Annotated in this window: 10 protein-coding genes and 2 pseudogenes; 11 read left to right on the forward strand and 1 reads right to left on the reverse strand. The window is 27.9% G+C overall.

Going from position 1 to position 11,482, the window contains the following annotated elements; translation table 11 throughout:
• Window positions 1–159: 159 nt before the first annotated feature.
• The 11 genes and pseudogenes from ACRDDY_RS07110 to ACRDDY_RS07160 all read left to right on the forward strand — a co-directional run bounded on the left by ACRDDY_RS07110 (window position 160) and on the right by ACRDDY_RS07160 (window position 11,248).
• A complete protein-coding gene (locus tag ACRDDY_RS07110; RefSeq protein WP_438564264.1) occupies window positions 160–1,080 on the forward strand; it encodes an ABC transporter substrate-binding protein in 921 nt (306 codons plus the stop codon).
• On the forward strand, window positions 1,064–2,098 hold the full coding sequence (locus ACRDDY_RS07115) for a FecCD family ABC transporter permease (RefSeq protein WP_438564265.1): 1,035 nt from the start codon (window positions 1,064–1,066) through the stop codon (window positions 2,096–2,098). Before ACRDDY_RS07110 ends, ACRDDY_RS07115 begins: the two co-directional genes overlap by 17 nt.
• The gene (locus ACRDDY_RS07120; protein WP_438564266.1) at window positions 2,099–2,854 is read left to right on the forward strand and encodes an ABC transporter ATP-binding protein; all 756 of its coding nucleotides are present in this window, start codon (window positions 2,099–2,101) and stop codon (window positions 2,852–2,854) included.
• A gap of 172 nt (window positions 2,855–3,026) precedes the next feature.
• A pseudogene (locus tag ACRDDY_RS07125) lies at window positions 3,027–3,563 on the forward strand (rubredoxin-like domain-containing protein); the annotation flags it as partial.
• A gap of 60 nt (window positions 3,564–3,623) precedes the next feature.
• A pseudogene (locus tag ACRDDY_RS07130) lies at window positions 3,624–4,337 on the forward strand (FAD-binding oxidoreductase); the annotation flags it as partial.
• 157 nt (window positions 4,338–4,494) lie between these two features.
• A complete protein-coding gene (locus ACRDDY_RS07135) occupies window positions 4,495–5,169 on the forward strand; it encodes an ABC transporter ATP-binding protein (RefSeq protein WP_438564267.1) in 675 nt (224 codons plus the stop codon).
• A gap of 3 nt (window positions 5,170–5,172) precedes the next feature.
• Window positions 5,173–7,707 (forward strand): ABC transporter permease, encoded by a 2,535-nt coding sequence (locus ACRDDY_RS07140; RefSeq protein WP_438564268.1) that lies wholly within the window; start codon window positions 5,173–5,175, stop codon window positions 7,705–7,707.
• Window positions 7,708–7,807: 100 nt separating this feature from the next.
• Complete coding sequence (locus ACRDDY_RS07145) at window positions 7,808–8,488, forward strand: response regulator transcription factor (RefSeq protein ID WP_438564273.1); 681 nt, start codon at window positions 7,808–7,810, stop codon at window positions 8,486–8,488.
• Window positions 8,489–8,491: 3 nt separating this feature from the next.
• Entirely contained in the window at window positions 8,492–9,724 is a 1,233-nt protein-coding gene (locus ACRDDY_RS07150; protein WP_438564269.1) for a sensor histidine kinase, read from the forward strand.
• 144 nt (window positions 9,725–9,868) lie between these two features.
• On the forward strand, window positions 9,869–10,207 hold the full coding sequence (locus tag ACRDDY_RS07155) for a zinc ribbon domain-containing protein YjdM (RefSeq protein WP_438564270.1): 339 nt from the start codon (window positions 9,869–9,871) through the stop codon (window positions 10,205–10,207).
• Window positions 10,208–10,483: 276 nt separating this feature from the next.
• Entirely contained in the window at window positions 10,484–11,248 is a 765-nt protein-coding gene (locus tag ACRDDY_RS07160; protein WP_438564271.1) for a GNAT family N-acetyltransferase, read from the forward strand.
• Window positions 11,249–11,285: 37 nt separating this feature from the next.
• Here the strand turns inward: ACRDDY_RS07160 and ACRDDY_RS07165 are convergent.
• The coding region (locus ACRDDY_RS07165; RefSeq protein ID WP_438564272.1) for a hypothetical protein at window positions 11,286–11,482 on the reverse strand (197 nt) is incomplete at its 5' end.

Genomic DNA, 11,482 nt, shown 5'->3' on the forward strand with positions numbered 1-11,482 from the left:
AGCCGGGATACCTGCCTTTATGTGAGTATTGTTGTCTTCTGAGGGTTGGACAATGATAATATGTATAAAATGTACGTATTTAACGCATACCTTTAAGGAATGCGTATTTTTTTGCGTATTAATCAAGATACCCTGATTAACTAAAAGGGAGAAATAATAATGAAAAACTTTAAAAAATTATTAGTTGTTTTTGTAGCACTTACCATAGTAATAGGGGCTTTAGTAGGTTGTGGAAAACAAGAGGTGACTATGAAAGATAGAGCTGGAAATAGCTTTATAGCACCTAAAAAAATTGAAAGAATAATATCAACTGCACCATCAAATACTGAGATTTTAGTAGGGCTTGGTTTAGGGGATAAAATTGTAGGAATAGATAAATACTCAAGTGATGTACCAGGAATAAAGAAAGGTATACCAGAGATTGACTTTAGAAATCCGGATGTTGAGGCTATTATAGCATTAAAGCCTGATATAGTTATAGCATCAACACATAATAAAGAAGGTAATGAAGACCCATTTAAGCTTATAAAGGATGCAGGAATTCCAGTAGTCTATGTACCAACAAGTGGTGGTTTTGATGGGATTTATGAAGATATAAACTTTTTAGCAAAGCTTACAGGTACTGAGGAAAAAGGGACTGAAATGTTGGATTCTATGAAAAGTGAAGTAGCTAAAATTGAAGCTATAGGAAAAACTATAAAAAATAAAAAAACTGTTTATTTTGAAATAGGTTCAGAGCCAAATTTATTTAGTTTTGGGAATAATACTTTCTTAAATTCAATGATAGAAATGGTAGGAGCTAAAAATATTTTTGCTGATGAAAAGGAATGGATAAGTCCATCAGCTGAATCAGTAATAAAGAAAGATCCTGATGTAATCTTAACTAATGAAACATATTTACCTAATCCAGTTAAGAGCATAGAGGATAGACCAGGGTTTAATACAATAAAGGCAGTTAAAGATAAACAAGTCTTTGTAATAGATAAAAATGCATCATCACGTCCAAGTCAAGATTCAATAAAGGCGTTAAAGGAAATAGCTAAAGCTATATATCCTAAAGAGTATGCAGAGATTAATTAAAAAAAATAAATTAATGTGGCTTAGTATTCCTATTGCTATATTAGTTATATGTGTTGGAACTTCCATAGGGAGTTCCAATATTAATATAGTGGATATAGTTAGAATAGTAGGGAATAAGCTTTTTAATATTCCGCTACCAGAAAGTATAAATGCACAGGACGTGGCTATAATTTGGGTGATAAGATTACCAAGAGTTATATTAGCATTTATAGTTGGAGCTATTTTATCAGTTAGCGGTGCTGTTACACAATCTATATTAAAAAATCCTTTAGCATCTCCATATACTATAGGAGTTTCAGCAGGTGCATCTCTTGGAGTTGGATTGTACATAATGATTGGAATTTCAATACCTCTTTTAGGAAATTTCACTATGCCTTTAATAGGATTTATTTGTGGAGTAATAACAATTTTTACAGTAATAATGTTTGCAAATAAAGTAGATAGAGGATTTTCAAATAATACATTAATACTTTCAGGAATGGTTTTATCACTTTTTGCAAGTGCTATATTAACTACACTTACAGCAATATTTAGTGAGGATTTAAAGTCAATTGCTATGTGGCAAATGGGATCATTTGGACTTAAAAGTTGGAGCTATGTTATTGCAGGAATTCCTTTTGCAGTTATAGGAATAGGGATAGTTTTAAGATACACGAAGGAAATGGATATTTTAAGCTTTGGTGAAGAGTATGCATTATCAGTAGGTGTGGAAACATCAAGGATTAAAAAGATACTGTTAGTAGCAGTTGCAATTCTTGCAGGAAGTGCAGTAGCACTTAGTGGTGTTATTGGATTTGTAGATTTAATAGTTCCTCATATTGCAAGAAGAGTATTTGGTTCAAAGCATAAAATAATAATACCTATGAGTATTTTAATTGGTGGAACCCTTATGGTTGTAACTGATTTAATTGCAAGAACAGTTATATCACCATCAGAGCTTCCAGTAGGCGCAATAACTGCTATAATAGGAGCTCCATTTTTTGCATATATTTATTTTGGAAAGAAGAGGAGAAGATAAATGCTTGAAATTAAAAATTTAAGTTGTGGATATGATGGAAATGATGTAATTCATAATGTTTCATTTAATGTGAGAAAGGGTGAAACTATTTCTATAATAGGTCCAAATGGATGTGGAAAGAGCACGATATTAAAAGCTATTGCAGGAATAATTGAGTATGAAGGTATAGTAAATATAGAAAATGAAGATAGAAAAAATATTAAAAGAAAAGATTTAGCTAAGAAGATTGCATTAATGAGTCAAAATGCAGAAATATTCTTTGAATATACAGTATATGAGGCGGTTGCACTTGGAAGATATCCATATATGAAAGATATGTTTTCAAGCTATACAGAAAAAGATAATGAAATAATATTAAATTCGTTGAAAGAAGTAGGAATTTTAGATATAAAAGATAGAAATATAAAAGAATTATCAGGAGGGCAACTCCAAAGAGTATATTTAGCAAGAGCTTTTACACAAGAGCCTGAAATAATACTTTTAGATGAACCTACAAATCATCTTGATTTAAAATGTCAAATTGAAATTTTAACTTATATAAATAAATGGGCAAGGAAAAAAAATAAAATAGTAATAGGTGTTTTACATGACTTAAACTTAGTAAGTATGTTTAGTGAAAAAGTAATTCTTATAGAAGAAGGAAAAATAGTATTGAATAAGGATGCTGAAGATGTACTAAAAAGTGATGAAATAGAAAAAGTTTATGGTATAAATATAAGAAACTTTATGAGAGAGGCACTGAAAAAATGGATTTAAGAAGCTAGAAATAAATTATATTTCTAGCTTTTTTCTGAATGTTCACAAAATTTTATCAATATTAAGTAATAATAATTATTGATTAAAATAAATAAAAGGTATATAATTTAGTCATAGATAAGAAGATAATAACGTAACGATAGATAGAAAAAGATTTTAGGAGGAGTTAGATATGAAAAAATTTATTTGTACAGTTTGTGGATATATTTATGATGGGGATTCAGCACCAGAAAAATGTCCTATATGTGGTGTAGGACCTGATAAATTCAAAGTAATGGAAGAAGATATGGCTTGGGCTGATGAGCATAGAGTTGGAATAGCACAAGGTGTTGATGAAAAAGTTGTTGAAGGATTAAGAGCTAACTTCATGGGAGAATGTACTGAAGTTGGAATGTATTTAGCTATGTCAAGACAAGCTGATAGAGAAGGACATCCAGAAGTTGCAGAAGCTTATAAAAGAATAGCATTTGAAGAAGCAGAACACGCTGCTAAATTTGCTGAACTTTTAGGTGAAGTTGTAGTAGCTGATACAAAAGCTAACTTACAAGCAAGAGTTGATGCTGAGTTTGGTGCATGTCAAGGTAAGAAAGATTTAGCTACTTTAGCAAAACAATTAAACTTAGATGCAATCCATGATACAGTTCATGAAATGTGTAAAGATGAAGCTAGACATGGAAGAGCTTTCAAAGGTCTTTTAGATAGATATTTTGGAGACAACAACAATAACAATGAAGATCCATTTGAATTTAAAAAGTTTGAATTAGTAAAAAGAGTACAAGAAAATGATGTAATTACTTCATTCTATTTCAAAAGAGTAGATGGAAAGCCTTTAGCAGAGCATAAAGCAGGGCAATTTATTTCAATTAAACCAGTTAAATCAGGTGAAAATGTAGATGAAGTAAGACAATATAGTCTTTCAATGAAACCAGGTGCAGACTTCTACAGAATAAGCGTTAAAAAAGAAGAAAAAGGTTTAATATCAAAATACATTCATGAAAACTTAAATGTTGGAGATGTAATTGAAGCAACAAGCCCACTTGGAGAATTTATATTAAAAGAAGGAAATAATGATAGACCATTAGTTCTTTTAAGTGGTGGAATTGGAGTTACTCCAATGATGTCAATGTTATATAAATCATCTGAAAGTGATAGAAAAGTTGTATTTGCACAAGCAGTATTAAATTCAACAGCACATACATTTAAATCAGAATTAGAAAAAATCAAAGAAAATCACTCAAATGTAGAAAGTGCAATATTCTATCAAACACCATTAGAAAGTGATGTAAAAGGTGAAGATTATGACTTTGAAGGATTCATGTCAAAAGAATGGATAGAAACATTACCTAAAAATGCAGAATTCTATTTCTGTGGACCATTAGGATTTATGAAACACATCTATAACACACTTATAGGAATGGGAGTTAAAGAAGACTCTATAAACTATGAAATGTTTGGACCATCAGCAGATTTAAAAAATATGTAGTGAAGATAAATTAAAATATATAAAGCTTAGCAGAAAGAAAAAATCTTTTTGCTAAGCTTTTTTTATTACAAAAATGTAATTTTAAGATTATAGAGATGTAATTTACAGAAGTTAATATAAGAGTATAAGAGAGAGAGAAAAAAGGGAGAATGGGAAAATGATAAAGATAGAAGGCTTAGAAAAGATTTATGGAAAGGGTGATACAAAAGTAGAGGCACTTAAAAATATTAATTTAGATATTGAAAGAGGAGAAACTATAGCAATAATAGGAGAGTCAGGTTCAGGAAAATCTACATTACTTCATATGATTGGTGGTGTTGATACTGCAACTAAAGGAAAGGTTTATCTAAATGGGACTGATTATTCAAAACTAAGAGATAAGGAGCTTGGGATAATAAGAAGAAGAAATATTGGGTTTGTTTTTCAAGATTTTAATCTTTTAGATTCACTAACAGTTGAAGAAAATATAGAAATGCCTGTGCTTTTAGATAAAAAAGAAATGGATAAAGAGTATAAGAATGAACTTATAGAAATGCTTCATCTTAAAGGAAAAGAAAAAAGTCTTCCATCTCAATTATCAGGAGGACAAAAGCAAAGAGTGGCTATAGGAAGAGCATTATCTAATAAGCCAGATATAATTTTAGCAGATGAACCAACAGGAAATTTAGATAGTAAAACATCAAAGGATATAATAGCACTTTTAAAATATTCATGTAAAAAATATAATCAAACTTTAATTATGATAACTCATGATATTTCAATAACTGATGAAGTTGATAGAGTAATAAAAATTGAAGATGGCAAAATTATTTTAGATAAGAAAAGGGTTTAAGATATGAAAAGGTATGATGGGATTGTTTTAAGAGAGATTATAAAACATAAGAAGAGAAGTATATTCACATTATTAGCTATTATATGTTCTATAAGTGTGCTTATTTTTATTGGAGAAGTTAATAATTTAAGTAAAATAGCAAAGGTGGAGAATATAAAATTTCTCTATGAAGATATTCATGGAAAACTAAAGAATATTAAAGGAGAAGATGCATTAAAACTTAAACAAAATAGTCTTGTTGGGAATATAGGATATAGTTTTATTGAAGAAAATATTATAAGAACAGACCATGAAGATGGTGGATGGAGTGAAACTCCAGAGTTAATTTATTATATGGATGAAGAATATATCAAAAACATAATTCAAGAAGAATTTATGGAGTTTCAAGGAAGGTATCCTAAAAATAATAAAGAAGTAGTTATTGTAAATCCAAGTGACAAGAATATAAAAATAGGTGATACACAGGTATTAGGGAAAAAAGAAAGAACTGTAGTAGGAATTATGAAAACTTTAGATGAAAATCCTTTTATGGATCATTGGAAAATCTCAGGGATAGAGGATGTTAAATCATTAGATAAAGTAAATGCAAATATTAAACTTAAAGAAGAAAAGAATATGGCAGATAAATTAAAAGAGATTGCAAAATCTATAGGAGTAAGTGAGATAAAAGTAAATGGTGAGAAGGATGAAAAATATCTTTTTATAAATAAACTTCTTATTACAACGTTAGGGGAAGAGGTGCGAGTAGGAGATTCTATTAGTTATCCTAACAATGGTAATAAAATTTTAGAAAGAGTAGTTTTAGTAGGACTGGTAATTTTAATTTATATATCTATTAATGTAGGAATGAAGGAAAAGAGAAAAACTTATGCCACATTAAAATGTATAGGTGCAAGTAATGGGCAAATAAGGTTTTTAATGTTGAAAGAAAGCTTTTTGATGATGCTATTTTCCATAATTCCAGGTGTACTTTTAGGTGAGTGTATATTCTTAAGTCTAAAAGAAAGTGTACTAAGAGTTTCAAATGAATGGGGAATAGATATAACTTATACTGTTAATTTTAGAAACATAATAGTTGTCATAATAGTAGCAATTATAATTGTTATTTTAGCTAGTTTAATTCCAATGATATGGTTAAGTAAAGTAAGACCGATTGAAGGAATAAAAACTTTTGAAAATTCAAAAAGCAAAAAAATAAAATCAAAGTTTATAAGAAAAGTTTTTGGATATGAATGTGAGTTAGGTTATAAAAATTTAATGAAGGATAAAAAAGGAACTTTAGGAATAGTACTAGCAATATCAGTAATGTTAATAACCTTTAATACTTTTGCAAGTTACTATAAGTTTGAATTAAGTAAAATAGAAGGAAAATTAGGAGTAATGGGAAGAGATTTAAGCATGACAAGTTATGCTTATGAAGAAGGAAGTGATGAAAAGGCTAAAAAGATTATTGAAAAATATGAGGATTATATTGACTATAGTAGATTAACTATCTATGATTATGTACTTTTAAGAATTGAGGGATTAGATAAAGAAATAATAAGAGATAGCCAAGCTTGCAAATATTATGATGAAGAAAAAAATATTATTACATCAGTAAATGCTGGACCAAGTATAATTACATTAAATGATAAAGGATTCAATAACTTAAAGCCATATATAAATGGAAAGAAAATAAGCTTAGAAGAATTTAAAAGAGATGGAGTTATATTTTTTACAAATGGTGATGAAGGAGCTATTTATCCTCCTAAAGATAGAGATGAAATAAAAATTCATATAAATCAAGGGGAGAAAATATATGGATTTAAAAACTTTTGGGAAGGTGATAGTGAAATTGGAAAGTTTATAGTGCCTAAAGATGAAGAGACTATAACTAAAGATTTAAATGTAATGGGGACAGTTTATTTGGAAACTATAAATGGAAGTTATGATCAGAATATGGGAAGGCAAAATGGAATAATTATATCAGAAGAAATGGCAAAAGAACTTAAAATAAAATCTACGTTTGATGCTAGATATTCTTTAGAGTTTAAAACAAAAAAATTAAGGGAAGAGCATATAAAAAGTTTAGAGAAAGATATTGAACAACATGAGGAAATACTGTATTTTAATACAATTGAAATGAGACAGGAACAAATAGCATATTTAAATTCTATAGCAAAAATAATATTTGTTATTTTAGGGATTTTAATGGGACTTATGATTTTAAGTATAGTAAATATTAGAGATATAACTATGAATGATAGGAGAAAAGAGTTTGGAACATTATTTTCTTTTGGGATGGATAGAAAAATGCTTAAAAAGACACTGATTTATGAAGGTATTATACAAATGATATTTTCATTAGTAATAGGAAATGTGGCTTCAATAATGATTTTAAAATATTTAAAAGAAAGTATAATGAAATTTACTTTTTCTTATTGGATTTTAGTAATAGGAAGTATAGGAATAGTAGTTATTTGTATATTGAATATATTAAATAGTGTTAGAAAGTTAACACCTAAAAATACTATAGATTTAATGAGAAAAGTAGATTAAGTTTAATGAGAAAAAGCATTTTGATTAATGCTTTTTTCTATATTATAAATAAGAAATTTAGATTTAAGGATAATTATGTTAAAATTTATTATGAGAGGTGATTTTTTTGAGAATACTTTTAGTTGAAGATGATAGACCAGTTGCAATTGGTGTTGAATATAGCTTGAAGAAGGAAGGATTTGAAGTTTTACTAGCTTCTTCAGTTGAGGAGAGCAAAAAAATAATTGAGGATGAATATATAGATATAGCACTTTTAGATATAAGCTTACCAGATGGTGATGGTTATGAGCTTTGCACATATATAAAGGAGAAAAAGAATAATGTTGGTATTATTTTTGTTACTGCTTGTGACGAGGAATGCAATGTTGTGTTAGGACTGGATCTTGGTGGAGATGATTATGTAACTAAACCTATTAGAGTTAGAGAATTAGTTTCAAGAATAAATGCAGTAGGAAGAAGAAAAGGAATTTTTAAAGATACAGCATTAATTATAGGAAATTTAAAAATAAATAAATTATCTCATACAGTTTTAAAAAATGAGAGAGAAGTTATATTAACTAAGGCAGAGTATAAGTTAATGATAATACTTTTAGATAATAAAGGACAAGTTCTTGAAAGAGGAACTCTTTTAGAAAAGCTTTGGGATATTGATGGAAATTTTGTTGATGGAAATACATTAAATGTGTACATAAAAAGGCTTAGGGAAAAACTTGAAGATGATGTGAAAAATCCTAGATATATAATGACAGTTAGGGGTGTAGGATACAAATGGGGGGAATAGGAAATGGATATAAGTGAAAGAGGGAAAAATTTAATTTTAGCTTCAATATTATTTTTAATATTTGGAGTTTTTTTAATATTAAGTAGTAATCTTGCCTTAAGTAAGATAAACAATATGTATATAAAACAAAATATAGCATTAATAGGAACTTTATCAAAGGAAAAAGGTTTTAGTGAAGAAAAAATAATAGGAATTATAACAAAAGGTGATAGTAATGGATATGAGGAAGGAAAGAAAATTTTAGATAGATATTATTATAAAGAAGGCTTAAGTACTAATTTAAATCCTATTATGAAAAAGGCAAAGGAAGATTTAAATATAAGTATTATAGGAGTTTGGGGAATATTTTTTATTATTTTTCTAGTTTGTATTTATATAAAGGAAAGAAAAAATCTGAAAATATTAAATGAGTTAATCAAAAGAGCAAGTAAAATTGTAGAAGGTGATTTTTCAAGCAGAGAAAATTATAGAATAAAGGATGGTCCATTTGAAAGTTTAGATGAAAGTTTTTGTTTAATGGAAGATAGAATAAAAAGTGATATAGATAATTTGAAAAAAGAAAGATTAAATTTAAAGAATATAATAAATGATATTAGCCATCAGTTAAAAACGCCTTTAACTGCACTTTTAACTTATAATGATATTTTAAATGATTATGAGAATATGCCAAAAGATGATATAGATAATTTTATAGAATTAAGTTCTAATCAATTAGAGAGAATGGACTGGCTCATAGTAACACTTTTAAAGTATGCAAGACTTGAAGGTGATGTAGTTGAGTATAAAAAAGAAAATATAAATATGATAGATACAATTTTTGAAGCAATAGCACCATTAAGAATAAAGAGTGAGGAAAAAAATCAAACTATAAATATAAATTATGATAAGAAAGAGCATATTCTTTATCATGATAGAAAATGGCTTGCAGAAGGATTGAGTAATATAATAAAAAATGCAATTGAACATACAGGCGAAAATGGAGAGATTAATATATCTATATATGATAGTTTAGCTTTTCTAGAAATAGAGATAAAGGATAATGGAGAAGGAATAAGAGAAGAGGATATAGGAAAAATATTTACAAGATTTTATAAAAAAAACTCTAATACAAAGCCTAAAAGTATAGGTATTGGATTATCCTTATCAAAATCAATTATTGAAAAACATGATGGGATTATTAGCGTAAAAAGTAAGCTTTCAGAAGGAACAAGTTTTACAATAAGATTTATAAAGTAAAAAAATTCCTTTTATGTTTAAATTGACAATAAATAACAGAGATTTGCCAATAAAGAAAGACTATGATATTATATAAATCGATAAAAAACTACGTATAATAAGACTATTATACTATTACATATGAAAAATCTAGGAGGAATAGATATGTCAGCTTTACCAAAATGCCCAAAGTGTGGTTCAGAATATACTTATGAAGATGGATTAATGTTAGTATGCCCAGAGTGTGCTCATGAATGGAGTGCAGATAGTACAGAAGCGACTGAAGATACTTTAGTAGTAAAAGACTCTAATGGAAACATACTTCAAGATGGTGATTCAGTAACTATAATAAAAGACCTTAAAGTAAAGGGTGCATCATCAGCACTTAAAAAAGGAACTAAGGTTAAAAATATTAGATTAGTTGATGGAGATCACAATATTGATTGCAAAATAGATGGTTTTGGAGCAATGAGCTTAAAATCAGAATTTGTTAAGAAAATCTAATTTATTTTTAAATTAAACTTGATATTATAAGAATATAAGAAAAGCGTAGTGCTGCAAACACTATGCTTAACCTAGAACATTTATTTTAGGATTATTGAATTAGAATTAGAGAAAAGCGTTACTTTTGTGAAGATAGACGCTTTTTTTGATTTTTAAAAAAAGAATTATAGCATTTAGAAGATTTGCTACCCATAAGATAATAATGGAAAAAGATTTGAATTTAGATAGGTGTATGTTAGAGTGAAATTAGTAGATTTTATGAGTGGGGGGAGAATGATGAATATAAGATTTTTGAAAAGAAGTAAGGAAAATATTTTAGGTTATTTGAAAAAATATTATAATGAAAATTCTATTTTTATAGATGTATTTTGGGAAGAGAGGGTTATGAAATCAAACTTCTATGAAATACAAGTAGATGGAAAGTTTTCAGGGGTTTGTGGTATTTTTGAAAGTAATATGATTATGGTTTTAGCTATAGAATTAGAATGTAGGCATCTACAGTACAAAATATTTGAGGAAGTAAAAAGACTTGAAAATGTTCAGTATGCAGCAGTAACTACAAGTGATGAAATGTTTATGGGGCTTGCACTTGAGTATTCAAGGGATATAGAAAAAGATTCCTATTATTCTATAGATTCAAAGAGAAAGATTGTAGATTTGGAAAGATTAGAATTAAAGCTTGCAATGATAGAAGATTTGAGAAATATTGAAAGTGTGACTGAAGGATATTACTCTTCTTTAGAGGAAGAAATAAAAAATGGACAAGTGTATTTAGCCATAGATGGAAAAGAAGTAATAGGAGTAGGTCATTTTGTAAGTGGAATATTATTTAACAATCAAGTTAACATAGGAATGTATGTTAATTCTGAATATAGAGGACTTGGCTATGGAACTGAAATTCTTATAAGACTTAAAGAACTTGCATATATGGTTGGAAAAGAACCTATTTCAGGATGCTGGGCTTATAATCATAATTCATTAAAGGCTCAGATAAAAGCTGGAATGAGTATGAAAGCAAGGTTTTTAAAATTTAAAATATAAAATTAAACCCATTAGCAAAGTGCTAGTGGGTTTAATTTTACTTACTTACATCATTTAAAGAGGATAGTAAATTTACAAAATCTCTTTTTATTGTAGTATCTGATATAAAGATTACTAAGATATCATTATCTTTTAATGTATAGGCTGCTCTAAAGTTAGTGAACTTATTAATTACAACCTTATATTCATAAATGATATCACCTTTAAATTTTAAACCGTGAGCAGTTTTTATTT

The sequence above is a fragment of the Clostridium sp. genome (assembly GCF_051656525.1).
Taxonomy (GTDB): Bacteria; Bacillota; Clostridia; order Clostridiales; family Clostridiaceae; genus Clostridium.

What these genes read in the sequence shown, in the direction of transcription:
- ACRDDY_RS07140 (WP_438564268.1), top strand. Translation starts at nt 5,173, where the DNA reads ATGAAAAGGTATGATGGGATTGTTTTAAGAGAGATTATAAAACATAAG.
- ACRDDY_RS07160 (WP_438564271.1), top strand. Translation starts at nt 10,484, where the DNA reads ATGAATATAAGATTTTTGAAAAGAAGTAAGGAAAATATTTTAGGTTAT.
- ACRDDY_RS07155 (WP_438564270.1), top strand. Translation starts at nt 9,869, where the DNA reads ATGTCAGCTTTACCAAAATGCCCAAAGTGTGGTTCAGAATATACTTAT.
- ACRDDY_RS07150 (WP_438564269.1), top strand. Translation starts at nt 8,492, where the DNA reads ATGGATATAAGTGAAAGAGGGAAAAATTTAATTTTAGCTTCAATATTA.
- ACRDDY_RS07110 (WP_438564264.1), top strand. Translation starts at nt 160, where the DNA reads ATGAAAAACTTTAAAAAATTATTAGTTGTTTTTGTAGCACTTACCATA.
- ACRDDY_RS07120 (WP_438564266.1), top strand. Translation starts at nt 2,099, where the DNA reads ATGCTTGAAATTAAAAATTTAAGTTGTGGATATGATGGAAATGATGTA.
- ACRDDY_RS07135 (WP_438564267.1), top strand. Translation starts at nt 4,495, where the DNA reads ATGATAAAGATAGAAGGCTTAGAAAAGATTTATGGAAAGGGTGATACA.
- ACRDDY_RS07115 (WP_438564265.1), top strand. Translation starts at nt 1,064, where the DNA reads ATGCAGAGATTAATTAAAAAAAATAAATTAATGTGGCTTAGTATTCCT.